Source organism: Pseudoalteromonas sp. Hal040 (assembly GCF_037162425.1).
Lineage (GTDB): Bacteria > Pseudomonadota > Gammaproteobacteria > Enterobacterales > Alteromonadaceae > Pseudoalteromonas > Pseudoalteromonas gelatinilytica.
Genome location: NZ_JARLUU010000001.1, coordinates 373,335 through 400,214 on the forward strand (window position 1 = coordinate 373,335; position 26,880 = coordinate 400,214).

Consider the following 26,880-nt stretch of genomic DNA (forward strand, 5'->3'; position numbering starts at 1 on the left):
GATGAGATTTAATGTGACACCTTTGACGGGGATTGATGAAATTCAATTTGGAATGTCATTAGATGAAGCCCGAAATGCCATTAGCAGCTCATATAACACCTTCAAAAGGACGCCAGCCGCAGAGCATCCTTGTGATTTTTACGAGAATCTTGGCTTGTTTGTATATTACGATAGTTTTGCAACTGTAGAGGCGTTAGAGTTTTGTGAACCTGCGTTACTATACTTCAAGGGTATTAACTTAGTTGCTTCTAGCTTTGAAGATATAGTTAAGTTTCTTAAGTCTATTGATAATGCAATTGAACTAGAAGGTGACTCATTTACCTCTTATTCTCTGGGGATTGGGGGCTATTCTCCTGACCTAGGTGAAGATTCTAATAGTGCTTGTGAGAGTGTTATTTTATTTAAAGATGGCTATTACGATTAACAAGAGAAAGCTTGGAAGTTTTGAACCTGAAGCCCTGCAACTCGCTGGGCTTTTCGTTTTTTTTGGTGTGGTGTTATTCTCTTGTTCGTTTTGATTATATGACATTGAAGGAATAATGATAGATATTAATGAGCTAACGGCAGTACAGCATGAGTGTTGCTTAAATTACAAAGCGAAATATACACCTATCGATCAAGAATGCATGGTAGTAATCTCAGATGGTGTTTATGAAGGTTTACCACTCGAAGGAGTTCGTTATCACTCTCCAAAACATATGACTGGATGGTGGCTAACCACTGACGAATATAATGGAGATATTTCGAGTTTAAAAATGGTTCACTTTACTCATATTGTTGAGTATAGACCTGAAGTAGCTATTTATATGGCTTTGCCACCTGGTTATCGATTCATGCTGGGTGGAGAGCAAGAACATGTTTGGTTTGATGAAGAAGTAGCAAACGACAAATAGATAATATCTTTTTAATTCAGAGCTTCGCACTCTCGGGCTTTGTTTGTAATAAACAGTGACTCAAAGAAGTTACTGGATATCTTATATTTTCACCTAGCACCTAAACTAGACAACTATAAGGTTACCCATTTATTTTTCATGCATATGATTGGTGATAAGTAGTTAAGTAAAACATTGGGGATAAGCTAAATCATTTTCTGACGCCATGGGCGAGGTAGTGGCAAAAAGTAGGACCTGACTCTTGTCTGTTGAAGGAATGTTGGTGACGTAATTTCTTATGAACCAGAATACGTTCAGGTAAAAAATATGAAAATAAAAATAATTGTACTTTTAATCATTATGGTCGGTTTTTTTACGGCTTGTGGTCAAGATAGAGAACGCTCAAATATAAAGTTTGTTGATGCTGATAAGGATCACCAATATTTTGTTAATGAAATAGAAAATACAGTTATTATTCCTGATCAGGTTGTTGATGTAGTAGAGGAAAAAGGCTTTCTTTTGGTGCTGAGAATGGTCGCTGAAAGCATTGATTGTTATAATAAAAGCGGAATTCCCACTATAATCACACACTATTCTGAATCAAAAGAATATTGGATTATCAATTTAAACAGTGATCAAGTTGATGGTCCATTTGATGAAGATGCATTTAAGCATCAACTTGAAAAGGCTGGTTTATTGGATATCAACTTGAAAGTTCCACAATATTACCGAGCTAATTCTGAATACTTTAACAAAAGCAAATCAGCTTGTTATAGAGTTGAGTAGCAAATGTGCACTTTAAGTCCAAAGCTTCGCACTCTCGGGTTTCGTTCTTAATAAACAGTGACTAAAAGAAGAAACTCGATGTCTTTTATTTGCGCCTAGCACCTAGCACCTAGCGCCTAGCACCCAAAACCTAGAATCAATTCTTGCCACCACAAATGACGCCCTACATAATTTTGATAGCTGATAGCTGATAGCTGATAGCTGATAGCTGATAGCTGATAGCTGATAGCTGATAGCTGATAGCTGATAGCTGATAGCTGATAGCTGATAGCTGATAGCTGATAGCTGATAGCTGATAGCTGATAGCTGATAGCTGATAGCTGATAGCTGATAGCTGATAGCTGATAGCTGATAGCTGATAGCTGATTTATAGTCTATTATTTCATTTTACTGAGTAGTGATAATGTATTGAACTCGAGTTGCCCATGAAACTTAATGACGTACAGATGTTTGTTAATCCGGTTTATCGGCTAATTGAAATTACACCTATTCCTGTCATTCTTTCCTCGCCTAGCGGCAAACTCGAATATGCAAACCCGGCACTAAAACAACTATTAGGTTACGAAGGCGATGAAGTGTACGCCGATGATGTTGTTATAACTCATGCTGATGACAGAGAGTTAAATAAAGCTATTCGTGCCAAGCTTAACCAGTTTCCTGAGCAGCCATTACAAATCGAAAAGCGTTACATGCATAAGTTGGGTCATGCTATTTATTGTCAGCTGAATATTGTTGCCGAGATGGATAATGACGGTAATGTTGTGCGTTATATTTCGCAAATTATTGACTTAACAACAGTCAATAAAGAGGCGGCCGCAGATATTTTGCTGACCCATTTGGTTGATAAATCGAATGATGCCATCTTTGTGGCAAACCCTCAGTTTGGTCAAATCCTTAATTGTAATCAATTTGCTTATAGGTGCTTAGGTTATGAAAAGGAGGAGCTTTTAAAGCTAACCATTCCAGACATTAACCCTGACTACGATACCAAGGCGAAATGGCAAGAAAGGGTGGCGCGTATAAAAGCTCAAGAAACCACTATTTTTGAGTCGTGCTTAAAACAAAAAGATGGTCAGGTTTTTCCTACAGAAGTGAGTGTGTGTCATATCGACCATCAAGGGAAAAGCTATCTTCTTGCGATTGTGCGTGACATTTCAGCTCGAAAAAATAAAGAGCAGGCTTTGATTGAGCTTGCGAACCTTGACCCGCTTACTCAATTACCGAACCGTCGTTATCTAGAGCAATTATTAAATGATGTATTTAGTGAAAATGGTGATGTGGCTGAGGGAATGGGCTTTATTTATATCGACTTAGATGATTTTAAACAAATCAACGATCAGCATGGTCATGCACTAGGCGATGAAGTTTTGGTATGGGTTGCAAAGCAACTTAAAGCTGCCGTCAGAAGTACCGATTATGTGATAAGAATGGGAGGCGATGAGTTTTTAGTGACTATTTCAGGCGTAACTAACACGACGATTCTGAATCGCTTGGCACATAAAATTGCGGATCAATTTTCAGCCCCTTTTAGTTGTAAAGGTAAGTCAATTGAAGTCACTGCGAGTATTGGCGTGACAGCGCATTTTCTCGGCGATGGTGTGTATGCAGCAAACCAATTAATTGAAGAAGCGGATGCGGCTATGTACCAAGCTAAAAAGCAACCTGGAACAACCATTATTCATTTCAGCTAATAGTTTTAACGCCTTAAGTTACTCTGAAACTTGAAACTTGAAACTTGAAACTTGAAACTTTCCCCTCAAGCAGCCACTTCAACACAATTACGGCCGTTACTTTTCGCTTTATACAATGCTTTGTCGGCAATGGTGAGGGTTTCTTTCACGGTTGTTGAAGCATGAGCTACGCTGTGTACACCAATACTCACGGTAAATTGCACGGTTTGTACTTCATCAATGGTGATGTAGGTTTCTTGGGCTTTTTGGCGAATTCGCTCGGCAACTTGCTTGGCATCAAGTAGGTCACAATTGAGTAATAACACAAACTCTTCGCCGCCGTAACGGCAGGCTATATCAGCAAGGCCTTGCTCTGAGGTGAGTATGTTGGCAAATGCGATAATGACTTTATCGCCAACATCGTGACCATATGTGTCGTTGATGTTTTTGAAGTGGTCGAGATCAGCAATTAGGAGGGTTAACTCTTGCTGATTACTTGCCATCGCGGCAATGAGTTCTTCACTTTTTCTGTCAAAGTAACGGCGGTTATACAGGCCTGTCATAGGATCTGTATCGACCAAGCGATTGAGCTCAGTTTGCTGTGCTTTAATTTTTTCGAGGCTCTTAATTCGATAAGAAAGAATAAACGCCATCATTAACGCTTCGAGCAAAATACCTATGCCTACACCGTGGCTATTTATCACGTTTGCGTCGCTGATCCCCTTGTAATAAAGCACCGCCAGCATATTGAAAATAACGAACATAGAGTGGCCGAGCAAAAAGTATTTTGCCAGTGTGTTACCTTTGCGCCACAGCGAAATAGATACTCCAAATGTCACCGTCATCATTAAAGCTGCCAAGCTACTGGCAGGTTTTAATGCCCCCACAATATCGAACAAGCTATAGATAAAGTCAGCAACCAGTAAGAACAAAATAATCGACAGCGCGATATGCTCTTTAGGGTAATGCTTTTTGGTTTCGAAAATGAGCATTACAAAAATTACTAAAAAGCTTGGCATGCTCAGTAAGTTAGAATTGAGCTGTAATAGCTCAGCACTAAAAATACCAAAGAAGTTAGCAGCAACACCATAAGATAGCGCCACCCACACCGTACCAGAGATAAGATACAGGGCGTAAACAATGTTCTCGATTTTACGGGCCGATAAATACAAGAAGAAGTTATAAATCATCAGCGCTAACATCATCCCGACAAGTAGCGCAATGTAATTACCATTCCCAACAAGGGCTCGCTTTGAATGCTCTTCATCATAAATCGTTAGTGCAAACCACTGATGAGAAAAGGTGATGCTTTTTACGTAAATTATTTTTTGTTGGTTGGGGGCAATATAAAACGAAAACACGGCACTGCCACCAAACATATTGGCTTTAGGGCCTGTTTTATCAAGTTGGATAACCGATTGGTTTATCAGTTGAGCTGATTGTGTTTCGTAAAAGCTGACTTCTTCTAAATGATAGGCATCAGGGTTATGTACAAATAAGCGTAGGGTATCGCTGTAGCTATTTTTTATAACTATTTTTGACCACGTCGTTTTAGCGTTAGTGCCCAAAGTAAGCTCGTTTTGACTGTTGGTAAAATTTTGCTGCTGAACTTGCGAAAGAGACATGGCGCCTGTGCTATCAATAAAATAGCTCATAGCAAATTGAGTGAGGTCAACGCTACGTTGATCGATATTAACAATAGGGGAGTTATCTGCACGGCTTTGGGTCGTCATGCTTAGGCATAATGAGTAGATAACAAAAAGCAGTAAAAAGCGCGCAATCATCCCTAATGCCTGTGTCCAAATAAATATAATAATAAAGTTTTATTTTTAACGTAAACCGCTGCCTTGTCGAGTAAATTATCAACGAAAATAAAAAAAGCCGCTAACTTAGCGGCTTTGTTGGTTGTGAAAATATGGGTTAACGTAGGTCGAAACGATCTAGCGTCATTACTTTAGTCCACGCTGCTACGAAGTCATCAACGAACTTCTGTTTAGCATCGTCAGAGGCATACACTTCAGCAATTGAACGTAGCTCTGAGTTTGAACCGAAGATTAAATCTACTGGTGTTGCTGTCCACTTAAGTTTGCCTGACTTACGGTCACGGCCTTCGTAAACACCTTCCTCAGAAGACTTAGACCACTTCGTTGACATATCTAATAGGTTAACGAAGAAATCGTTGCTTAATGTGCCAGGTTTTTTCGTGAATACACCGTGTTTAGTTTGGTCAGTATTCGCGTTAAGGGCACGCATACCACCTAGTAGAGCAGTCATTTCTGGTACTGATAAGCTTAGTAAATCAGCACGTTCAACTAACATTTCAGCCGGTGACTTCCATGCTGAGCTGTAGTAGTTACGGAACGCATCTGCTGTTGGCTCAAGTACTTCGAATGATTCAACGTCAGTCATTTCTAATGACGCGTCCATACGACCTGGCTTAAATGGTACTGAGATAGAGAAACCCGCGTCGCTTGCTGCTTTTTCGATTGCAGCCGCACCACCAAGAACAATCATATCTGCTAGTGAAATTTCTTTACCACCAGATGCTTTTTTGTTGAACTTAGTTTGGATTTTCTCAAGTTTGCTCAGTACTTTAGCCACTTCTTTCGGGTTGTTTACTGGCCAATCTTTTTGCGGAGCAAAACGAATACGTGCACCGTTTGCACCACCACGCATATCTGTGTCGCGGTAGCTTGCTGCTGATGCCCAAGCAACACGCACTAGTTCAGATACAGATAAACCTGAATCTAAGATGCTAGCTTTAAGTGACGCGATATCTTTGCTGTCTACTAGTTTGTGGTCAACCGCAGGGATGTAGTCTTGCCAAATTAATACTTCTTCTGGCACTAAGTCACCTAGGTAACGAGCACGTGGGCCCATATCACGGTGGTTTAGTTTGAACCATGCTTTAGCAAATGCCAGTTCGAACTCTTTCGGGTCGTTTAAGAAACGCTCTGAAATCTTACGGAACTCAGGATCTGCTTTTAACGCGATATCAGTTGTGAACATGATAGGCGCATGACGCTTACCTTTAATGTGTGCATCTGGCACTAGGTTAGACGCTTGACCATTTTCAGGGATCCACTGAGTCGCACCTGCAGGACTCTTAGTTTTAACCCACTCAAAGCTGAATAAGTTTTGTAGGTAGTTGATTGACCAACGTGTTGGTGTCACTGTCCATGCACCTTCAAGACCTGACGTGATGGTATCTTCTGAGTGACCTTTACCACACTTGTTTTTCCAACCTAAGCCTTGCTCTTCGATACCTGCTGCTGCTGGCTCTTTGTCTAAACACGTTGCTTTTTTCGCACCGTGTGCTTTACCAAAGCTGTGACCACCGGCGATTAGCGCAACGATTTCTTCATCGTTCATTGCCATGCGGCCGAAAGATAAACGAATGTCTTCTGCTGCTAGTAGTGGATCAGGGTTACCGTGAGGGCCTTCTGGGTTTACATAAATTAAGCCCATCTCAACTGCCGCTAATGGGCCTTTAAGTTTGCCTTTTTTGTCACGACGTTCGTCAGTTAACATTTTGCCTTCAGGACCCCAGTATACGTAATCTGGTTCCCAATCGTCTTCACGACCACCGGCATAACCGAAGGTATTGAAGCCCATTGATTCAAGCGCAACGTTACCTGTTAACGCCATTAAGTCAGCCCAAGAAATGCTGCGACCGTATTTTTGTTTTACAGGCCAAAGTAAACGACGCGCCTTATCAAGGTTCGCGTTATCAGGCCAGCTGTTTAATGGGTCGAAACGTTGTTGACCACCGCCTGCGCCACCACGACCATCAAAAGTACGGTACGTACCTGATGCGTGCCACGCCATACGGATGAAGAACGGACCATAGTGACCGTAGTCAGCAGGCCACCAATCTTGAGAATCAGTTAATACTTTCTCAATATCAGCTTTCACTGCATTTAGGTCTAACTTTAAGAATTCTTTTTTGTAATCAAAGTAAGGACCCATAGGATCAGACTCTGTGCCATGGGCACGAAGTTGGCTAAGATCTAATTGCTCTGGCCACCAGAATTGGTTTGATTTGATGTCGTTTGTAGCTTGTACGCCTGTTGCCACCAACAGTGATACCGCAACAGCTACTTTAGACAAAGCTGACGTTGATTTCTTAAACATTGTGTTGTCTCCAGTTAGAAGTTGGGTGAAATATAGATTTGTTCTGATTAACTTTCCACTTACAAACTGGGGTTTAAATCGATTGATAAAATCGAAAAAATAGATGGTGTGATTGATTTTATAGAACAAAGCCAGCAAAAATGCTGGCTCTGGGGGAGGTGTGCAGTAAGCTTAAATTCAGCTTATTGCTTATTCTTCAATAAAGGGTACGCCGTTTTTGATCCACTCAGCAGCTGGTTTGCCTTTTAAGTAGTGATCAAAATATTCCATCATGCGTACTGAGAAATCCACTTGGTTAGGGAATTTCTTCAGGTGATGTGGTTCACCTTCGTATTGTAAGAAGGTGGCATCTTTACCCGCACGACGAAGCGCGAGGTAGTATTGAACCCCTTCGTGCCACGGTACAGCATCATCTTTGTCGCCAAACATAATCAGAATTGGGGTATTCACTTTATCGGCGAAGAACACCGGTGAGTTTTCGATGTATAGCTCTGGCGCTTCGAATAACGTTTTACCAATGCGGCTTTGCCCTGTTTCGTATTGGAACTGACGCGCAAGGCCTGATTTTAAGCGAATACCGCTGTATGCACTGGTCATGTTAGATACTGGCGCACCCGATACAACAGCCTTAAACATATCTGTTTGGGTGATCATAAAGGCACTTTGGTAGCCTGCCCATGAGTGACCTTGTAAACCAATTTTATCTGGATCAGCAATGCCTAAATCAATCAACTTTTGAGTGGCGTTGATCATCGTTTGGGTTGACGATTTACCCGGATGACCAATTTCAAAACGGATATCAGGTAAGAAAATCGCATAGCCATTTGAAGTAAACATCGGGAAGTTAGGGCGATGATTTAATTCCATTTTCGGGAAGTCATACATGCGTTGGCTCATATAGCGGTAGAAGTACACAACCACTGGAACCTTATCGCCTTTTTTGTAGCCCGCAGGCTTAATTAATACACCTTGTAAATCTTCACCATCAAACCCTTTATAGCTAATAAGCTCAGGTTTTTCGCCCCATGCAAAGTTGCTAATTTGTGGGTTTAGGTTGGTAACACGCTGTGGCTTTTTGAAGCTAAAGTCAGTTTGGTAGTAATCAGGGAATTGCTGATATGTTTGTGCTGTAAAAAGATATTTATCGGCATTTTTTGCCTTTTTCACTACATCATAGCGCTTTTTACCCGAAAGTACTTTGCTTACTTTATTGCTTGTTAAATCAAGTTTTGCAATTTCAGTTTGCTTATCTTGCAGGTTAGTTGCGCTTAGCAATAAAGTCTCGTCTTTGGCAAAGCCCACTTGGTCTTTATCTAGTTTAATAACACGATATTGGGTATTGCTTTCTTTACCTTGAGTTAGGCGTGTTGCCTTGTGTGTTGCGACATCAAAAGCCCAAATATCAAATTTACTGTAAACCAGCACTTGGCTGCTGTCGTTTAACCAGCCTGCAAAACCATAACCCGGCTGAGGTGACGGGTAGTCATGTTTATCATCAGCAAAAATAGCGTTAATTGCTTTAGATAAGGTCGAAACCTTGTTGTTACCTAAATCTTTAAGTTGCACTTGGCTGTCTTGGAAAAATGCCGCAAATTGACCATTTGGCGCAAGGCTTGGTCTAAACGGGTAGTCGCTGACGATAGCGGTTTGTTTACCGGTTTTAACATCAACACTGAAGTAATCTGCGTAGAAACCGCCATACATAACACGCTCTTGGTATGGAAGATCTGAATAACCTAATAGCGCTTCGCGATGAGTATTAAGCGAAACCTCAGGCATGTTTGGCGTGCTTAACTGCACAACGTGCTGACCGTTTACATGATATACCGCTTGGTAGTGACGAAGCTTATTTGTGCTGTTCCATTGCTGCTCTTCGCGAGGCTTAATTTCAGCGTCATTATTGTGCCAAACATTTAGGCCCTTTTGGTCGCGAATGGTATCGAAATCATATAAAGAGGCTTCATCTTTGTATTCTTTTGCGGCAACTTTTGCAGCGAGTTTAGGGTGGTTTTCAAAGTATAAACGAGCACCATCTTCAGACCATTTTAGCGATGCTGTTTTGCCAATAGTCCAGCTGCTATCTGCAGAGTGAAGGGTTGAAAGCGCCCCGTTTTGTAAAAGCTGTAAGCTGTGATCACGACGGCGTGTATCATCATTCACGTAATTACCAATTAACAGCGTCGCGGTATTGCTGTTTGGCTGCCAAGCTATTTTGTTTGCCACAACGCCCGGCTCATCAATCAGTACACTCGTTGCAAAGTCATTATTAAGTGCAACTAATACAACTTGGTTGTCGGCACCATCACTGAAGCTTTGGCTTGCTAATAATTGCTCACCGGTGCTGTTAATCGCATAGCTGAATACGTTGTTTAGGGTGTGAGTGGTTTTGTCTTGAAGGTTAACAAGCACTAAATCAAAGCTTTTATCTTTTTTGTCTGGCTTTATTTCGCTGCTGTTTTCGTCTTTTTCTTCGCTGTCTTTTTTATCTGTTTTTTCTGCTTTTTTATCGAGTCGGTAAGCAAGCCATACACCATCATCCGATAGTGCATAGTCTTTTACATCGTTAAAGGTTTGTTGCTCACCATTGATAGTATTCACTAAAACAAGGTTGTTTTTTAGCTCGTCTTTTTTCTTGGTGGTTTCTTTTTCAAGTAAGCTTGGTACCTGAGTAAAAGCCACCCAGTTTGCTGCTTTATTAATAGTTGGGCGAGTACCGCGCTCAACACTAGTTAGCAGGGTGTTGTTGTTTAATGTATAAACCTGACCTTGTGCATTACCGCGATACGGGTCGGCACTAAAGCTAAGAATTTGGCCATCTTCAGAAAGTTGGGTGCCTTTTGCGTATTTAAAATCAAACACGTCTTTAAATTGCAGAGCTTCTTTCGCACCAACCTGTGCACTACCAAGGCTTGTCACCAAGGCTAAGCTCAAAAGTGATAATTGCGCTTTCATTCATCTTTCTCGTTGTTTTTAAATTTACGCACCCAGTGTAGCGTTTTTAATAAACAATTCGAGTAGATACGATAAGTGGCGTGTTTGGGGAGGTGGAAGGGGAAAGTTGCTAGGGGAAAGTTTCGAGGAGAAAGTTTCGAGGGGAAAGTTAGAAAGGGGAAAGTTAGAAAGAGGAAAGTTAGAAAGGGGAAAGTTAGAAAGGGGAAAGTTAGAAAGCAGCTTGCTAACTTTACTCTTTCCCCTAGAAGCTCGCTAACTTTTCGGAATTCAACCTGATAGCTGACGGCTGACAGCTCAAACTTTCCCCTAGCAACTCACTACAACCAAATTTTTTGTAGCTCTGGCCATTGTTTTTCAAATTGTGCACTTGGTTTTGCTTTAAAGTCGTCGCGCACGAATTGGTTCATCTTACCTTCTACATAGGCGAGTAAGAAGTTGGCTAGGGTGGTTTCGTCTGACTGGAATGCTTTGCCTTCGCGCAGTTTGCGCTCGCGTAGCACTTGCTTGAACTGAGTTTCTAGCTTTTCAAATAAGCCTTGTACACGTTCACGTAAACGCTCTTGTTCACCTTGTAAGGCATCACCGGTCAAAATGCGGGTAATGCCCGGGTTTTTCTCAGCGAAGGCTAACAATAACAGTAAAATATTGTACACACGTGTTTGGCTTTCTTTCTCATTTTCTAAAATGAGGTTAATGCGTGATAACAGGGTATCTTCAATAAACTCGATTAGGCCCTCAAACATCCGTGCTTTACTCGGAAAATGACGATATAACGCAGCTTCAGACACACCTACCTCAGCCGCTAGTTTTGCGGTTGTGATACGTTGACCTGGGCTGGTTTCTAACATTTGTGCGAGTGCTTGCAGAATCTGCTCTTTGCGATTACTTCTTTTTGTCGCAGGCATGACCATTCCTTTCTTATAATTTATTACTTGCGCTGTTGGGAGTCAGACAAGCCATTTTTTGTGCAAATGAGTGGCTTATGTTAATGTTTTATTCAGTTTCTTTCCAGCATTTTTACAAACGCTTGGCAAGCTCAGTCATCACGCTCATGGCCAAATCTTTTTTACTTCCCATTGCTAAATCTAGCTGCTCATTGTGCCAGAAAAGTGTTAAAGCATTATGATCAGAATTAAAGCCAAGACCCTCTTTTGATACGTCATTTGCGCAGATCATATCGAGATTTTTGTTCTTTAATTTACCTTGAGCATAGCTTGCAACATCTTGAGTTTCTGCCGCAAAGCCAACGGTATAAGGGCGACTTTCTTTCAGCGTCGCGACATTAGCGATGACATCTGGGTTTTTAACTAAGCTAAGGGTCAGTTCATCGCCCTGCTTTTTCATCTTTTGCTCATGAATTGCAGCTGCACGGTAATCAGCTACTGCCGCACAGCCGATAAATGCATCTGATTGCACAGCTAGCTTCATTGAGGCGGCGAGTAATTGTTCAGCACTTTCTATATTAGTGAGCAGGGCATTCGCAGGTGCTTTAATTGTCACGGGGCCTGAAATTAGGTTTACCTTTGCACCTAGCGCAAGCGCAGCCTCTGCAAGGGCATAGCCCATTTTGCCAGAGCTGTGATTAGAGATATAGCGAACTGGGTCGAGGGCTTCTCGGGTTGGTCCTGCAGTAATTGTGATGGTTTTGCCTGCAAGTAATGGCTCTACTTCAGGTTGTGTACAAAGTGCGACTAACTCATGAGGCTCTAACATACGGCCTGCGCCTACATCGCCACAGGCTTGCTCGCCTTTACCAGGGCCCCAAATAGCCACACCACGTTCGCTAAGTGTGGCAAGATTTGCTTGTGTAGCAGGGTGGGCATACATTTGTTGGTTCATTGCAGGTGCAACCGCCACTTTTGCAGGGGTCGCCAGTAGTAGGGTTGTTAGTAAGTCATCTGCAATACCCATCGCCATTTTTGCTAAAATATTACTGGTTGCAGGCGCAACTAAAATAAGGTCTGCCCATTTGGCAAATTCGATATGACCCATTGCGGCTTCTGCTGCGGGGTCGAGTAATGAATCAGAAACAATCTCACCGCTTACCGCTTGCATAGTTAAAGGAGTAATAAAGTGTTTGGCTGAGTCGGTCATGACAACTTTTACTTCACAGCCTTGATCTTTTAAGCGGCGAACAAGTTCTGCACATTTATAGGCTGCAATACCACCACTCATACCTAGCAGGATTTTTTTATTTACTGATTTTGTCATTACGTGAAATTTAACCTTTGTCGATATGGGCTAACGATAGCAAATCTTTACCGATAGCATGAAGTTTTCTTTATTCCTGACAGGAAAAAACTGGATTTTATAGTACAGTTTAATAAATGGAATAGTTGTTTTAAGGATGAAGCAATGCCATTAACCGATTTACCTTTATCAGCAAGGCCGCGGGAGAAGTTACTTGCCCAAGGCGCCAAAGCACTTTCAGATGCAGAGTTATTAGCAATATTCTTACGCACCGGTGTGCCGGGCATGAATGCCATTGAGCTGGCTGAGCATCTGCTTAATATAAACAGCACTTTGCACGACTTATTTAATGCATCTGAGCAAGAGTTTTGCGCTCAAAAGGGTTTAGGAGCGGCTAAGTATGTGCAGCTTCAAGCGGTACTTGAACTAAGCCGGCGCTATATGCTTGAGCAATGTAAGCGCGAGGCACTCTTTAATTCACCGCAAGCTGTGTATGACTATTTAACTATTCAGCTGCGAGGCTTACAGCAAGAAGTATTTATGGTGCTGTACTTAGATAGTCAAAACCAGTTAATTAAAGACGAAGTACTTTTTTACGGCACTATTAATGCCGCTTCTGTGTACCCACGCGAAGTGGTTAAAGCTGCACTGCGTAATAATGCGGCGGCACTAATACTTGCTCATAACCACCCAAGTGGGGTTGCTGAACCTAGTCAGGCCGATAAATTGATCACTACAAAATTACAGCAAGCCTTAGCCTTAATTGACATAAATGTGCTGGATCACATCATTGTGGGTGGTGAAAATTGTGTGTCGTTTGCCGAAAGGGGGCTTATATAAAGCCTGATAGCTTAGAGAGTGTGTTAAAAATGAGCAGTTTAGGCTGATTTTAGAAATTAGTTTAATTTAAATGCAGTTTTTACTTTCCCTAAGGGCATTCGATCTTTATAATTAGCCGCTATCAAATTTACACATGAGCTGATTGGATAAGATCTGTTACTTGATCTTTGCCTGTATAAGCTGTATAAAGAGCGCCCTTCGATTTATCCCGGGGCACAAATACTGGCCTAAGGGAAAATTAAGCTCGAGCGAAGTTATTGGAGATATATAGACATGTCTAAAGTATGTCAAGTTACAGGTAAGCGTCCAGCGGTTGGTAACCACCGTTCACACGCGAGAAACGCGACTAAACGTCGTTTCCTACCTAACCTACAAACTCACCGTTTTTGGGTTGAAAGTGAAAAACGTTTTGTAACACTACGCACTACTACTAAAGGTATGCGTATTATCGATAAAAAAGGCATCGACGCGGTTCTTACAGAAATCCGTGCTCGTGGCGAAAAAGTTTAAGGAACTGAATCATGCGCGATAAGATCCGTTTAGTTTCAACTGCTGGTACTGGTTTTTTCTACACTACCGACAAGAACAAGCGTAACATGCCTGAAAAAATGGAAATCAAAAAATACGATCCTAAAGCTCGTAAACACGTGATTTTCAAAGAAGCTAAAATCAAGTAATTTTAGTTTTCAGAATCTCAAAAACCCAGCCTCGGCTGGGTTTTTTGTTTTTAGCGTTTAGAAATTTTTATTAGAGCAGAATATCTAGTTTGGTTTGCTGTTTTATCTTGCTTAATTATCAATCTAAGCGTAAAATGCGCGCTCATTTCGGCTTATTAAATTTAATTCCTTGCCTTAAACCGACTGGCCGAAACGGTAGAAGGCTCTATTAACCGTAAGGAATATCCATGCGTCATTACGAAATCGTATTCATGGTTCACCCTGATCAGAGTGAGCAAGTACCTGGTATGATCGAACGTTATACTGGTTCTATCACTGAAGCTGGTGGTACTATCCACCGTCTTGAAGACTGGGGCCGTCGTCAATTGGCTTACCCAATCGACAAGCTTCACAAAGCTCATTATGTTCTTATGAACGTTGAAGCACCTACTGAAGTAATCAGCGAGCTAGAAACTACTTTCCGCTACAACGATGCAGTGCTTCGTAACTTAGTTATGCGTACTAAAGACGCTGTAACTGAAGCATCTCCTCTTGCGAAAGAAGAGAAGAAAGAAGCACCAGCTGCTTAATCGTTTTGAGTTCAAGCATGGCGCTTGCAGTTGAGACAAAAAGATGAGCCAACCGCTTAATCCTTATATGAATCAGCTGACACTATCTGGGGTTGTTTGTAAAACCCCCAAATATAGTCAAAGCCCTGCTGGTATACCGCATTGTATTTTTGTTCTTGAACATAAATCGATGCAAGTTGAAGCAGACCTTAACCGTAATAGTTATGTCAGGCTTCAAGTTGTTGCCAGCGGCACGCCAATGCAACAACAGACTCAACAATTGCACGTTGGGCAACAAGTGCAAGTGACGGGTTTTTTAAACCGTCACGAAGGCCGAAACGGCTTAAGCCAATTGGTCTTGCATGCTCAACATATAGAAAGAATTTTTTGAGGAATTTTACTCATGGCACGTTATTTCAGACGTCGTAAGTTCTGCCGCTTTAAAGCGGAAGGCGTACAACAAATCGATTATAAAGATCTAGCTACTCTTAGAAACTATGTTACAGAAAGTGGCAAAATCGTACCTAGCCGTATCACAGGTACTAGCGCTAAATATCAGCGTCAGCTAGCAACTGCTATCAAGCGTGCTCGCTACTTAGCCCTTCTTCCATACACTGACTTACATAAGTAAGCAGCGGATTAACAGTTTTTAAAAGGTGTAGAGACATGCAAGTTATTCTACTAGACAAGATCGCAAACCTAGGTGGCCTAGGTGACCAGGTTGTAGTTAAATCTGGCTTCGCACGTAACTTCCTTTTCCCACAAGGTAAGGCAGTTCCTGCAACTAAAGCTAACATCGAAACTTTCGAAGCACGTCGTGCTGATTTAGAAGCTAAGATCGCTGAAGATCTAGCTGCTGCTCAAGCTCGCGCTGACAAGTTAGAAGCATTAGCTGAAGTTACACTAGTTTCTAAAGCTGGTGACGAAGGCAAGTTATTCGGTTCTATCGGTACTCGCGACATCGCTGAAGCTATTTCAGCTGTTGGCGTTGAAGTTGCTAAATCAGAAGTTCGTTTACCTCTAGGTACTATCCGTGAGACTGGCGAATTTGACGTAGCAATCGCAGTACACTCAGACGTATCGGCTACTATCAAAGTAATCGTTATCGCTGAAGCTTAATAGCAATATTAAGTAAAAAAAGCCGCGCTTATGTGCGGCTTTTTTGTGCCTGAAATTTATGAATTGTAGCGTTTTGTACCACTATGAGTTCATCGTTACTCATTCAATAGTACTGGTTTCTAAATTTAAAACACATAAATACCAATCCTATAATCTTACCTATTTTGCAAACATACGTTCTTTTTTCTTAATTTTATTTTTCTTATTAGTATAATCGAATGAATAAAAGTAAATTGGTTAAAATTGACACTGACAACGCTGTCATTTATATTGTGCTGGTTAAAAAGTATTAAGGGGTTGAGGTTGAAAAGTGCATTAGTATCACATGGAGTGGGTAAACAAACAGGCTTTACACTAGTAGAAATTCTTATCGTGATCGCTATTTTAGGGATTCTGTATAGCGTAGCACTACCTGCTTACACTGAGCACATGCAACGTAGTCGCCGTGCTGATATTCAACAAGAGCTACTGCAATACAGCGCCAGCCTCGAACGTATTTATTCACGAAATGGTGGCTATCCCAATGCATTTGCAACTCAAAATACTGACTATTACACCTTTACTTATACAGCAACAGATAAAGTATCAGGTGCTGTAAGCGATTTTAAAAATCGTGGCTACAGTTTAAAAGCCGCTCCTAAATCGGGCTCGGCGCAAGCAAGCGATCGCTGTGGTGACTTAACCGTGAAACATGATGGTAGTTACAGCGCTTCATTTACTGATTGCTGGGAGTAACACATTTGCGTCGAATTGCAGGGTTTACCTTAATTGAGTTAATGGTTGTGCTGAGTGTTATCGGCATTATGGCAGCTGTGGCTTTTCCGTCTTTTAGCCAACAAATCTTGCAAGATCGCGTCGTAACTACTGCAAATCAGTTAAATAGTGCTTATAAATTTGCACGTAGTGAAGCGGTCAAACGCGACAAACCTATCAATCTGGTTGTTAATAATAGTAGCTGGCAAGTGACCCTCAACGAGGGGGGCGTAGACACGGTTTTAAAAGAATTTTCGGTCACTAAAAGCGGAGTTACCGTCAACTTAGTTGCATTAGCTATTAATGCCAGTGGTGAAGTTGATAAACAAGCTGAAATTTTAGTGAAAGATGAACACACAAATACCACAGATTACGTGATGTGTGTGCTTAAAAGTGGCCAAAACTGGTTAGTAGAAAATTCACAGCGAGGATGTGCATGAATAAGCAGGCAGGCTTTTCATTATTAGAAGTGATGATTTCGGTGGTGATCGCTGGCATCGCATTATTAGGCTTGGCGGCAGCGCAGCTAAAATCGCTGCAATATGCAACTAATAGCTTTAATTACACCGTGTCACTGATTCAAGGCCAAAACACCATTGAGCGTTTGTGGCCGCGCATTTGTGAAATTCAAAAAACCAATACCGCACTTTTCCAAGATGCGACGTTTAGAGCTTCGCTCGCGCCGCAAGTAAGTGTTTATCAACTGACTATTCCAGCTACTTACAGTGATGACATGCAAATTAATGTGGCTTGGGTTGATAAGCGCATGACAGACAATGCAGAAAATCAAATTAGTCTAAATGCCAGTTTTCCTGATTTAACGGCGGTATGCTCATGAACAAACGCGTTCAGGGTTTTACCTTAGTTGAACTGATGGTGGCATTGGCAGCCGGGGCTTTTTTACTAGCGGGAGTGAGCTTGTCGTACTCAGCGATTAAAAGCACGATTGAGGTGAGTAAAGAGCTGGAAAACGCTCAAGAAGTGATTCGCTATACCAGTAAAGTATTCAACCGCAGCATTAAGCAAACACAACTACCACCGACTGTCAGTGCAGATAAAAGCACGATTACTATTACTCAGCCAAGTGGTGTCATTGCCTGTGATGGCTCTGCGACAACTGCGCAGGTGATTGAAGTATATAGCTTAAATGGTAGCAACTTAATGTGTTCACTCGATGGCGCTGCCTCAGAGCGATTACTCACAGGTATCGAAACGCTGAGTTTTAGTATCGCTGGTGAACTTGTCACTGTGAGTGTGAAGCCAAATGACTTACCTGCGCAGTTTGGTAATGGTATTAACATTGATATTGCCTTAACCAATGCAATATTAGTCAAAGCATACGGAGCTGGCGGTGTCTAACAAGCAAGGTGGTTTTACCCTAATAACAGTGTTGATCTTGACCAGTATGGCCAGCATCGTGGTGCTTAGTTCGTCGCGTGAAAACATTGTTCAAGAGCGCTTAAGTGGTAACTTTCAAAAGAAATTAAACAGTCGCTTAATGGCTGAAAAAGGGGTGTTTGAACAAGCTAAGTTATTACAACAAACCTTGAATGAGGAAGGTGTATTAGCGGTTGAAGATTTGATCAGTAAAACCAGTAATGCATCGGGCTCAGGTGTGATTGCTGATGATGCCATTTTTAATGCCAGTTTAAGTAAAAATGCTGCTGGTGAGCTTGAAATTGCAAGCCTTGGTCAACGATTTGATGGTGATGCACAAAGTAATTTAGTCGCCCGTTTTGCTGTACAAGGCGCGAAAGGCAGCTCGATTTTCACTAATGCGATGGTGGGCTGTAAAGGGGTTAATCTGTCGGGGAGTGGTAGTATCGATAGCTACGACTCGAGCAAAGGCACCTACGAAGAAACCAAGTCGAATGATGGTGATGTTTCAACGATTGCTGGCGACTCAGACGTGGTGCTATCAGGTCATTCACCGATTAAGGGTGATGTAAAAGCGACCGGGGTTATCTACTTAAATGGTTCATCACCAATTATTGGTAACATCCATTCAAATACCGGCGTTTATATCTCTCCTGGCAGTGGTTTACGTGTTGACGGTAATGTCTTTACCCGGGGTTATTATACCCATCGTGGTGGAACTGTTTCGGGTGTGGTGCGAGCCAATGGTGATGCAAAAATGCAGTGGTCAACATTCATCACGAATAGCCAAGGCGAAGCACTCGATATTATGTATGGCGGTTCAGGCGATTTTAAAGATACCTACAATAATCAACAAGATGGTGTGCACTACAGTGACAGCAAGTTTAACGTAAACCCGAATGTTGAACCGATAACCGTTGCTGACCCAACAGCACCCGATTATGACCCTACAAACCCAGATACCAGTTGTGACCCGTTAATTTTGCCAGAGAAAATGACAGACATCACAGACCAAGTGAGCAGTTATAGTTCTGTTTCGATTGGTCCTACGCAACAATTTAAACTTAATACTGAAAGGGGCTTTTTTAGTAGCGGTGGTAGCCAAGTTATTTTGCCAAGCCTTGCTGATGTTTTCTTGTTTAACTCTAAAGCACAGAACCAAGCTAATGGTAGCAATAGCAAAGAGTATATTTTTGCACTTGATAGACTCAAGATGACCAGTGACGGCAAAATGGAAGTTTCTGGTGGTGATGTAATTTTACTGATTGATGGTGACTTTTCGATGGAAGGGGATACTAGCCTAACAATTAAAAAGGACAGTAGCTTAACGGTGTTGTTAACCGGAAAAGTCAATATTGGCGCAGGTGCAAAAGTTATTACTGAGCAAGAAGGGTTAACTACTAGTGGTCATCCGTCGTTATCATTCTACTCATCATTTAATGGTGTAAATGGGGTGCAATTTAGCGGTGCTGCGAATTTATATGCGGCGATTTATGCGCCTTTGACAACGGTGAAACTATCGGGCAGTGGTGAGCTGTTTGGCAGTGTACGTGGCTCTACAATTACCGCAACAGGGGGCAGTGGTGCTCACTATGATGCAGGTTTACTACAAGTACAAAATGGCGGGACGCCTGCTTCATCGGCACGTATCGTATTTTTAGGTTGGAGCTACAAAAACGCAGAAAAAACTGAAGAAGAAAGCGAAGCATCCCCTGCCGAATAATGCAAATCCCCAAATAAAATTGTGTAAGCTCAATTATTTGTAGCTTACACAAAAAAAATTAATTTCATTTAAACCTTTTGAATCCCTCCTTACGTCTAATACACTAAATTCACAACAATAATCATAAAGGACAACATCCAGGATGTTGATAGATGCAGAACAAGCGTTCGCCCAGCAAAGTGAGCATGCCTTGATAGAGCGCGTAAAAAGCGGTGATCAAGCAGCCTATGCAACACTTTATGAGTTGCATGTGAAGCGGGTTTATAGCCTTTGTTTGCGATTACTTGCAGACAAAGAGCACGCCGAAGATGCAACACAAGAAGTGTTTGTACAGTTGTGGCACAAAATCGCGAACTTTGATGGACGCTCACAATTTTCGACTTGGTTACACAGTGTTACCAGCAATATTGCGATTAGCTACATTCGCAAACATAAAAGTTGGTTTCAAAAAGTAGTGAGTTTTGAACAAAGCGGTATGGATGAGCAAAGCGCAGCAGATTGCGACGGCTTTAACGGCCTCGACAAATTAGTACTGAGACTACCTGAGAGAGCACGTATGGTGTTTGTGCTCCATGCAATTGAAGGTTATCGCCATGAAGAGATTGCAAGCATGCTTGATATGGCAGTCGGTTCAAGTAAATCGCAATTTCACCGTGCAAGGCAGTTATTAAAAGAGTGGTATGAAAATGAGTAAGCCAGAATTTGAACAATTTTTAAATGACTCGCTTAACCAGCAGCAAGATATTAGCCCAGACAAAGATCTCTGGCCGGGGATTGAGCGAGCAATTGCAACAGGGCAAACACAGCAAGCTGATAAGCCAACGCATGGTTGGAATAAGCTCGCTGCTATCGCCGCTTGTTGTATAGCAGCACTTTTGACCGTACAGCTTTTTGTTGGCCAAGGTGAGCCAAATAGCATGATGGCAATGAGCGATTATTTTACTAAGCAAAAGCAAGGCTTGTTGGTGCAGTATCAAAATCAACCTGCATTAACCGACAACTGGCAGCAACAACTAAAAGAGTTAGAAGAAGCCGAAAGTGCCATTAAGCAAGCACTTGAGAATGAACCTGAAAACCCGGCTTTATTACAAATGCTATCGCAGGTTTATCAGCAACAACTGGACTTAATTAACAAGGTGCATGCACCGAAGTGGCAAACGATTTAGGAGTGACAATTATGAAATTACTAGCCTTAACTTTAGGATTACTGCCACTGATGGCAATGGCAGGACAAACCATTAATGAACAAATTGATGTACCTGCTAATAAACGCATTTTTATTGAAAACCAACGTGGTGATGTACGTATTGAAGGGTGGGATAAACCACAACTTAAAATCGAAGGTGAGCTTGACGATAAGGCACAAGGTTATCGTTTAGAGGTTGAAGGCAGCCGTGTTGAATTTATTGTAAAAATGCCGCGTAATTTAGGTGGCTGGAATAGCGGTGACGGCTCTCGTTTAACCATTTATATGCCAAAAAGCAGTGAGCTTGAATTTGCCGGAGTCAATGTCACGGTTAGTGCTAAAGAGCTTGAGGCGGGCGCAGAGATTGATACCGTTAACGGTGATATTACAGTGCAAGATATTAGCGGCAACATGAGCTTTGAAACGGTCAATGGTGATGTAAATGCCCACGACTTAAACGGTGATATTCGCTTTGAAACAGTCAATGGTGAAATTAACGATAAAAACTCGCAAGGTGCTTTACGCTTTACCGCGGTGAATGGCGACATTAAGTCAAAAACCAAAGCGCAAGATGTGCGTCTTGAAAACGTAAACGGTGATATCGACTTTGCTTTTGATGCAATTAAAAAACTGCGAATCAATACCGTAAACGGTGAAGCTGAAGTTCACATCAATAAGCTGCTTGAAGATGCCAATATTCGTTTTGAATCAGTCAGTGGTGACGCCGAGTTTTACTTTCCAGCGGATGTATCGGCAAAGTTTGAAATTGAAGCTCACGCTAACGGCAAAATCGTTAATGAGCTAAGCGATGACAAAGCAACGAAGGCGAAATACGGCCCATCTAGCGACTTAGAATTTAGTATTAACGGTGGGGATGCTGATATCGAAATGGATACGATTAGCGGACGCATTGAACTTCGTAAACAGAAATAACGATTACAGTTCACTCAATTACAATAAAGCGGGAAGACTTCCCGCTTATACCAATCTTGTTAAGTTGTTGGTCTTAAATAGCGACAGATAAATGAAGTGATAACAAGGCAGAAATTTTGACATGTAGTTACTCTACTTTAGACATTTCTAACGCAGTTAGCGCTTTATTTAGCACGCTAGAATGACCAAATATTTAAGTCGATTGGTATTAACTATTTGCACAGCCTTAGCAAGTCGATAGAATAGAGCCATTCAATTTTAGTTTTGTGATGTTATGGCCAAACCAGATAAGCAAGTCGATACGTTAAAAGTCCCTCCCCATTCAATAGAAGCTGAGCAATCTGTTTTAGGTGGTTTAATGCTTGATAATCAAGCGTTTGACCGTGTTGCTGAGTTAGTGGTTGCGCAGGATTTTTATACCCGAACCCATAAGCTGATTTTTGAGGCTATGGTTAGTCTTGCTGAAGGGGGTGATCCAATCGATTTGATCACTATTTCTGAGAGCTTAGAGAAAAACAATCAGTTAAGTAGTGTTGGTGGCTTTGCTTACCTTGCTGAAATTGCCAAGAACACGCCAAGTGCGGCGAACATTGATGCTTACGCGAATATCGTACGGGAGCGCGCTGTTATTCGTGAAATGATTGGTGTTGCGAACGAAATTGCAGAAGCGGGTTTTAGCCCAGAAGGGCGTACCAGCCATGACCTGCTCGACTTTGCTGAAAGTAAAGTATTCAAAATTGCTGAGCAGCGCAGTAAAAGCACTGAAGGTCCACAAAGCTTACACAGTATCTTAGAAAAAACCGTTGATAAGATTGAAGAGCTTTACCAGTCGCCGCAAGATGGTGTGACCGGCGTAAGTACGGGTTATACCGATCTGGATAAAATGACGGCGGGTATGCAGCCTTCTGATCTAATCATTGTGGCGGCACGTCCATCAATGGGTAAAACGACCTTTGCGATGAACTTAGCCGAACACGCAGCTATGACACAAGATAAGCCTGTACTCATTTACTCACTAGAGATGCCTTCAGAGCAAATCATGATGAGGATGCTGGCATCACTGGGTCGTATTAACCAAACTAAGGTGCGTACGGGTCAGCTTGATGATGATGATTGGGCACGTCTGTCGTCAACCATGGGCTTGTTGATGGAAAAAGGTAAAATGTATGTGGATGATGCATCAGGCCTAACACCAACGGATGTGCGCTCACGTGCACGTCGTATTGCCCGCGACCATGGCGGTATTAGTATGATCATGGTCGATTACTTGCAGTTAATGCGTGTGCCAAGCTTGTCGGATAACCGTACCTTAGAGATTGCTGAAATCTCTCGTTCATTAAAAGCACTGGCAAAAGAGCTACAGTGTCCGGTTATTGCACTATCGCAGCTGAACCGTACCCTAGAGCAACGTGCTGATAAACGCCCAATCAACTCCGACTTACGTGAATCAGGCTCAATTGAGCAGGATGCCGACTTAATCATGTTTATTTACCGTGATGAAGTGTATAACGAAGACAGTACAGAAAAAGGCGTGGCTGAAATCATCATCGGTAAACAGCGTAACGGTCCAATCGGTAAAGTACGCTTAACGTTCCAAGGTCAATTCTCGCGTTTTGATAACTACGCGGGCCCAGCGATAGACGACGAATACTAATGCGTTTAGCCATTGCCGAAATCAACCTACAAGCACTCGCTCATAATTTAGCGCAAGTGAAACGCTTTGCGCCTGGTTGTAAAGTTATGGCGGTGCTAAAAGCCAACGCCTATGGCCATGGCTTAGTAAAAATTGCCCAATACTTAAATGATGCCGACGCTTTTGCGGTTGCACGTATTGACGAAGCATTAGCACTGCGTGCTGGCGGACAGACAAAACCGATTGTGTTGCTTGAAGGCTTTTTTCACCAAGACGATTTACCTATCTTGCTTGCCAATAACTTTCAAACCATTATTCACGATGAAAATCAGCTGACAACGCTTGAAAACACAAGCCTTGATGCACCAATTGCATGCTGGTTAAAAGTGAATACGGGTATGCATCGACTGGGTATTGCTCCTTCGCAATTCGAGTCTTTTTACAATCGCTTAAAAGCAAGCCCAAATGCGCGTGATGACATTAAATTAATGACGCATTTCTCGTGCGCCGACGACATCAATGATGAAAAGACCGCTCAGCAAATTGCCTTATTTGATTCACTGGCAGATGGCAAAAGCGAGCAGCATTGCCTTGCAAACTCTGCTGGCATTATTGCTTGGCCAAAAGGCCACGGTGAGTGGGTACGCCCAGGTTTGATGCTCTATGGCGTATCGCCAATGCTTAATGGCGTAGGGCAGCAGCACGGACTAGAGCCTGTTATGCGTTTAACAACGCGAGTTATCGCGATACGCGATGTTGATGCCGAACAGTGTGTTGGCTATGGTGGCCGCTGGCATAGCGATAAACCGACTAAGCTTGCGGTGGTTGCGATGGGCTATGGTGATGGTTATCCACGTCATGCTGAGCAGGGCACACCTGTGGTTATCAAATCACAACGCTATGGTATTGTTGGTAGTGTAGCGATGGATATGATCACGGTGGATATTGGTGATAACCGCGACAACATCAAAGTGGGTGATGAGGTGATTATGTGGGGGCCTGAGCTTCCCGTTGAAGAGATTGCCCAGTGCGCAACAACCATTCCTTACGAATTACTGTGTAATATCACCCCACGTGTAAGCTACGAGTATCAAGAGTAACTTTGTTACTCTTTAATAAAATACACGTCACTGAAACCCATTCGTGCGAACTCTTGGTCACGAAAGTTACGTACTGCCGCAGAGCCTTTTGAAGTCATTTCGACTTGCTGTTCCATCTTTAAATAATTGGTTAAATCAATGCCTTCAGCCGCTGCAATAGCATGGTACATATCGCGGTATTTATCTTTTGCAAAATTGATTTCGCGAGGCTGGTTTTTAAATTTGTAAGTGATGCGGCGTGCCATAATGAATCCTCAATGTTTATCGGGGCTGATTTTACACTAAAAAATAGCCATAGCCATGACTTGTTAGTACAAGCGGGTTACAATGCAATACTTTTCAAAGACTCGGTAACTCATAATGAAACTTTCAGTAGAGATCAGTAAGTACCCACTTCATCAAGACTACATTCCGTTTATCAAAGGTTTTATTGACCGTGTAAACAGTTACGAAGGGCTTAAAGTGATCACTAACACCTTATCTACCCAGATTTTTGGTGACTATGATTTAGTGATGTCTGTACTTAATACTGAAATCAAACGTTCTTATGAAGAGTTTGGTAAAGCTATTTTCGTCTGTAAATTCTTACATGGTGACTTGTCGCCTAGCGAAGACTAAAACCTAAAGTAGCGCGTGTTATGGAATTTTTAAGGGAAACTTTCTCTGGCTTTACTGCCATGTCGCATTGGGAATATATTGCCGTTGCCTTATCGATGGCGTATTTACTGTTAGCGATTAAAGAAAGCTTATGGTGTTGGCCAGCCGCGTTTGTAAGCACCTTTATTTATACCGTAATGTACTGGAATGGCGCACTGTTGATGGAGTCGCTCCTTAATTTTTACTACATGTATATGGCGGTATATGGTTGGGTGGTTTGGCGCAGGGGCATGAATAATAAAGATCATCTGCCCATTATTTCATGGTCGTTAAAGCGTCATGCCGTGATTTTGCTTACCACCTCACTGGCTTCAGTTGCCATTGGTTATGTGATGACCAATTACACTCACGCTGATTTTGCTTATTTAGACAGCTTTACTACCTGTTTTGCAGTGGTGACAACCTATCTTGTTGCCAAGAAGGTGCTGGAAAACTGGTTGTACTGGATTGTGATTGATGCAGCATCTATGTATCTATACTTTGAGAAAGGGTATTACCCAACCTTAGTACTTTTCGTGTTTTATACCATTATGGCCGCATGGGGCTTTAAAACTTGGTATGAAGAATACGAGCAGCATCAGGCTAAGCCACTTGCACAGCTATAGATGAAAACTGAGCAACAAATTCATGCGCTCTTTACGCGCTTCAACTCACGCTTAGTTATCACCTCAATCAGCCCGCTGGTTGAGGGGCTAAGTAATGATAACTACCTCGTTAAAACAGCAAGCCAAGATTTTTTGGTTAAGCACTATCGCGACCACTGGCCGGCGATAGGCCTTGCAGCGCAAGCGCATTTTGCAAAGCAAAGCTGCTGCCCAGCCCCACTTTGGTTAGAACAAGCAACCGATACGGCTATTTTCGAATACGTGGCAGGTAGCATTGCCAGCGGTGATTTTTGTAGTAGCTTATTACCCGATTTAGTTAATTTACATCGCTACCCTGTGCTCACCGAGCCGATGGATATTGCCTACGAAATTAACTACTACCAGCAAACAGCGCGTTACCAGCAATATGCTGAGCTAATTAAACAGTCACTGACTTATATTGCTTCAGCACCTAAAGACATGGGTTTTTGTCATAATGATTTAGTGAAAGAAAATATCATTGTGAATGAGACGGGGATGTTTTTAATCGACTTTGAATATGCCAAAAGTAATGATGTTTACTTCGACTTAGCTGCGCTGGTGGTGAGCTTTGCGTTAAATGATGAGCAGCAACTGGCGTTACTTAAACGTTACCAAGCGCTTGTGTGCGAACATCACGCGTTTAACTTATCAGTTGAAAAGCTTGCGGCATTTCATGCGCTGTTTTTGCTTTTATGTATTTGCTGGTACGAACAACGTGGCGCGGTGGATAAAGTGGCGCCACTGCTAACACAGCTTAACCACTTCATAGAAAAAGCTAAAAATTAAAGACCACCAATTCGCTCGGCAAGTTCTTTATATTTTTTTACGTCTTCTGGATCAAACAAAGGTTCACCTTTGTCATCTTGTGATTTCGAGATCAGTAAATGTTCGCGAGCAAGACGTTTTACGCGTTCGACTTTTACACCTAAAAACTCCGCGACTTGCTCTGTAGACATTAAACTCATGATCAAATTCCCCTTACATGGCAATACTGCCACCTTGTTATTAATTTTATTAAGTATACGTTAATACCTTGGTTCTGCACGAAAGTGAAGTGTTTTAATGCAAATTGCTGAATTTGTGCGCATATAAAGGCCTCGACGC

Annotated in this window: 31 protein-coding genes; 24 read left to right on the top strand and 7 right to left on the bottom strand. The window is 42.1% G+C overall.

The window, feature by feature from the left end; all coding sequences use genetic code 11:
- Nucleotide 1: 1 nt before the first annotated feature.
- The 4 genes from P4S60_RS01665 to P4S60_RS01680 all read left to right on the top strand — a co-directional run bounded on the left by P4S60_RS01665 (nt 2) and on the right by P4S60_RS01680 (nt 3,349).
- A complete protein-coding gene (locus tag P4S60_RS01665) occupies nt 2-424 on the top strand; it encodes a hypothetical protein (protein WP_337114808.1) in 423 nt (140 codons plus the stop codon).
- Between the two features lie 115 nt (nt 425-539).
- Nucleotides 540-893: an immunity protein Imm33 domain-containing protein gene (locus P4S60_RS01670; protein ID WP_337114809.1), complete on the top strand. Its 354-nt coding sequence runs from the start codon at nt 540-542 to the stop codon at nt 891-893.
- A gap of 306 nt (nt 894-1,199) precedes the next feature.
- Nucleotides 1,200-1,658 carry a hypothetical protein gene (locus P4S60_RS01675; RefSeq protein ID WP_337114810.1) on the top strand — a complete coding sequence of 153 codons (459 nt, stop codon included), beginning with the start codon at nt 1,200-1,202 and terminating at the stop codon, nt 1,656-1,658.
- A gap of 425 nt (nt 1,659-2,083) precedes the next feature.
- Nucleotides 2,084-3,349 (top strand): sensor domain-containing protein, encoded by a 1,266-nt coding sequence (locus tag P4S60_RS01680; RefSeq protein WP_337114811.1) that lies wholly within the window; start codon nt 2,084-2,086, stop codon nt 3,347-3,349.
- Nucleotides 3,350-3,414: 65 nt separating this feature from the next.
- On the opposite strand, the gene P4S60_RS01685 is transcribed toward P4S60_RS01680, so the two are convergent.
- The 5 genes from P4S60_RS01685 to coaBC all read right to left on the bottom strand — a co-directional run bounded on the left by P4S60_RS01685 (nt 3,415) and on the right by coaBC (nt 12,625).
- Entirely contained in the window at nt 3,415-5,112 is a 1,698-nt protein-coding gene (locus tag P4S60_RS01685) for a diguanylate cyclase (protein ID WP_337114812.1), read from the bottom strand.
- A 136-nt stretch (nt 5,113-5,248) separates the two neighbouring features.
- Nucleotides 5,249-7,462, bottom strand: coding sequence for a catalase/peroxidase HPI (gene katG / locus P4S60_RS01690; RefSeq protein ID WP_337114813.1), 2,214 nt, complete (start codon nt 7,460-7,462; stop codon nt 5,249-5,251).
- A gap of 189 nt (nt 7,463-7,651) precedes the next feature.
- The gene (locus tag P4S60_RS01695) at nt 7,652-10,414 is read right to left on the bottom strand and encodes a S9 family peptidase (protein WP_337114814.1); all 2,763 of its coding nucleotides are present in this window, start codon (nt 10,412-10,414) and stop codon (nt 7,652-7,654) included.
- Nucleotides 10,415-10,731: 317 nt separating this feature from the next.
- Nucleotides 10,732-11,319 carry a nucleoid occlusion factor SlmA gene (gene slmA / locus P4S60_RS01700; protein ID WP_337114815.1) on the bottom strand — a complete coding sequence of 196 codons (588 nt, stop codon included), beginning with the start codon at nt 11,317-11,319 and terminating at the stop codon, nt 10,732-10,734.
- A gap of 112 nt (nt 11,320-11,431) precedes the next feature.
- Nucleotides 11,432-12,625 carry a bifunctional phosphopantothenoylcysteine decarboxylase/phosphopantothenate--cysteine ligase CoaBC gene (gene coaBC / locus P4S60_RS01705; RefSeq protein ID WP_337114816.1) on the bottom strand — a complete coding sequence of 398 codons (1,194 nt, stop codon included), beginning with the start codon at nt 12,623-12,625 and terminating at the stop codon, nt 11,432-11,434.
- Nucleotides 12,626-12,769: 144 nt separating this feature from the next.
- Here coaBC and radC point away from each other — a divergent pair, with 144 nt between their 5' ends.
- The 17 genes from radC to alr all read left to right on the top strand — a co-directional run bounded on the left by radC (nt 12,770) and on the right by alr (nt 24,493).
- Nucleotides 12,770-13,444, top strand: coding sequence for a RadC family protein (gene radC, locus P4S60_RS01710; protein ID WP_188730347.1), 675 nt, complete (start codon nt 12,770-12,772; stop codon nt 13,442-13,444).
- A 273-nt stretch (nt 13,445-13,717) separates the two neighbouring features.
- Nucleotides 13,718-13,954, top strand: coding sequence for a 50S ribosomal protein L28 (gene rpmB, locus P4S60_RS01715; protein ID WP_036973115.1), 237 nt, complete (start codon nt 13,718-13,720; stop codon nt 13,952-13,954).
- A gap of 11 nt (nt 13,955-13,965) precedes the next feature.
- Nucleotides 13,966-14,121, top strand: coding sequence for a 50S ribosomal protein L33 (gene rpmG / locus P4S60_RS01720; protein ID WP_022946036.1), 156 nt, complete (start codon nt 13,966-13,968; stop codon nt 14,119-14,121).
- Nucleotides 14,122-14,348: 227 nt separating this feature from the next.
- Nucleotides 14,349-14,690, top strand: a complete 342-nt coding sequence (gene rpsF, locus P4S60_RS01725; protein WP_036973113.1) for a 30S ribosomal protein S6 — start codon at nt 14,349-14,351, stop codon at nt 14,688-14,690.
- Between the two features lie 67 nt (nt 14,691-14,757).
- Nucleotides 14,758-15,060, top strand: coding sequence for a primosomal replication protein N (gene priB / locus P4S60_RS01730; protein ID WP_036973732.1), 303 nt, complete (start codon nt 14,758-14,760; stop codon nt 15,058-15,060).
- A gap of 12 nt (nt 15,061-15,072) precedes the next feature.
- A complete protein-coding gene (gene rpsR / locus P4S60_RS01735; protein WP_002962753.1) occupies nt 15,073-15,300 on the top strand; it encodes a 30S ribosomal protein S18 in 228 nt (75 codons plus the stop codon).
- A 35-nt stretch (nt 15,301-15,335) separates the two neighbouring features.
- A complete protein-coding gene (gene rplI, locus P4S60_RS01740) occupies nt 15,336-15,788 on the top strand; it encodes a 50S ribosomal protein L9 (RefSeq protein WP_054554192.1) in 453 nt (150 codons plus the stop codon).
- A gap of 303 nt (nt 15,789-16,091) precedes the next feature.
- Complete coding sequence (locus P4S60_RS01745; protein ID WP_337114817.1) at nt 16,092-16,523, top strand: type IV pilin protein; 432 nt, start codon at nt 16,092-16,094, stop codon at nt 16,521-16,523.
- 5 nt (nt 16,524-16,528) lie between these two features.
- Nucleotides 16,529-16,981, top strand: coding sequence for a GspH/FimT family pseudopilin (locus P4S60_RS01750; protein WP_337114818.1), 453 nt, complete (start codon nt 16,529-16,531; stop codon nt 16,979-16,981).
- The gene (locus P4S60_RS01755) at nt 16,978-17,379 is read left to right on the top strand and encodes a type IV pilus modification PilV family protein (protein ID WP_337114819.1); all 402 of its coding nucleotides are present in this window, start codon (nt 16,978-16,980) and stop codon (nt 17,377-17,379) included. Before P4S60_RS01750 ends, P4S60_RS01755 begins: the two co-directional genes overlap by 4 nt.
- Nucleotides 17,376-17,900 carry a prepilin-type N-terminal cleavage/methylation domain-containing protein gene (locus P4S60_RS01760; RefSeq protein ID WP_337114820.1) on the top strand — a complete coding sequence of 175 codons (525 nt, stop codon included), beginning with the start codon at nt 17,376-17,378 and terminating at the stop codon, nt 17,898-17,900. The genes P4S60_RS01755 and P4S60_RS01760 overlap by 4 nt, the downstream gene beginning before the upstream one ends.
- Nucleotides 17,893-19,641: a DUF7305 domain-containing protein gene (locus P4S60_RS01765; protein ID WP_337114821.1), complete on the top strand. Its 1,749-nt coding sequence runs from the start codon at nt 17,893-17,895 to the stop codon at nt 19,639-19,641. Before P4S60_RS01760 ends, P4S60_RS01765 begins: the two co-directional genes overlap by 8 nt.
- Nucleotides 19,642-19,783: 142 nt before the next feature.
- Nucleotides 19,784-20,335: an RNA polymerase sigma factor gene (locus P4S60_RS01770; protein ID WP_054554197.1), complete on the top strand. Its 552-nt coding sequence runs from the start codon at nt 19,784-19,786 to the stop codon at nt 20,333-20,335.
- Nucleotides 20,322-20,807 (top strand): hypothetical protein, encoded by a 486-nt coding sequence (locus P4S60_RS01775; RefSeq protein WP_337114822.1) that lies wholly within the window; start codon nt 20,322-20,324, stop codon nt 20,805-20,807. The genes P4S60_RS01770 and P4S60_RS01775 overlap by 14 nt, the downstream gene beginning before the upstream one ends.
- Before the next feature lie 11 nt (nt 20,808-20,818).
- Entirely contained in the window at nt 20,819-21,760 is a 942-nt protein-coding gene (locus P4S60_RS01780; protein ID WP_337114823.1) for a DUF4097 family beta strand repeat-containing protein, read from the top strand.
- Nucleotides 21,761-22,034: 274 nt separating this feature from the next.
- A complete protein-coding gene (gene dnaB, locus P4S60_RS01785; protein ID WP_337114824.1) occupies nt 22,035-23,414 on the top strand; it encodes a replicative DNA helicase in 1,380 nt (459 codons plus the stop codon).
- Nucleotides 23,414-24,493, top strand: coding sequence for an alanine racemase (gene alr / locus P4S60_RS01790; RefSeq protein ID WP_337114825.1), 1,080 nt, complete (start codon nt 23,414-23,416; stop codon nt 24,491-24,493). The genes dnaB and alr overlap by 1 nt, the downstream gene beginning before the upstream one ends.
- A gap of 5 nt (nt 24,494-24,498) precedes the next feature.
- On the opposite strand, the gene P4S60_RS01795 is transcribed toward alr, so the two are convergent.
- A complete protein-coding gene (locus P4S60_RS01795; protein WP_054554201.1) occupies nt 24,499-24,738 on the bottom strand; it encodes a DUF2960 domain-containing protein in 240 nt (79 codons plus the stop codon).
- Nucleotides 24,739-24,853: 115 nt separating this feature from the next.
- On the opposite strand from P4S60_RS01795, the gene P4S60_RS01800 reads away from it, so the two are divergent.
- The 3 genes from P4S60_RS01800 to P4S60_RS01810 are packed head-to-tail and all read left to right on the top strand — an operon-like array spanning nt 24,854 to nt 26,562.
- Nucleotides 24,854-25,111, top strand: coding sequence for a YkoF family thiamine/hydroxymethylpyrimidine-binding protein (locus P4S60_RS01800; protein WP_054563401.1), 258 nt, complete (start codon nt 24,854-24,856; stop codon nt 25,109-25,111).
- A gap of 20 nt (nt 25,112-25,131) precedes the next feature.
- Nucleotides 25,132-25,755, top strand: a complete 624-nt coding sequence (gene pnuC, locus P4S60_RS01805; protein ID WP_337114826.1) for a nicotinamide riboside transporter PnuC — start codon at nt 25,132-25,134, stop codon at nt 25,753-25,755.
- Complete coding sequence (locus P4S60_RS01810; RefSeq protein ID WP_337114827.1) at nt 25,756-26,562, top strand: phosphotransferase family protein; 807 nt, start codon at nt 25,756-25,758, stop codon at nt 26,560-26,562.
- Here P4S60_RS01810 and P4S60_RS01815 read toward each other — a convergent pair.
- Nucleotides 26,559-26,741: a helix-turn-helix domain-containing protein gene (locus tag P4S60_RS01815; RefSeq protein ID WP_054563404.1), complete on the bottom strand. Its 183-nt coding sequence runs from the start codon at nt 26,739-26,741 to the stop codon at nt 26,559-26,561. The genes P4S60_RS01810 and P4S60_RS01815 overlap by 4 nt on opposite strands.
- Nucleotides 26,742-26,880: the final 139 nt, after the last annotated feature.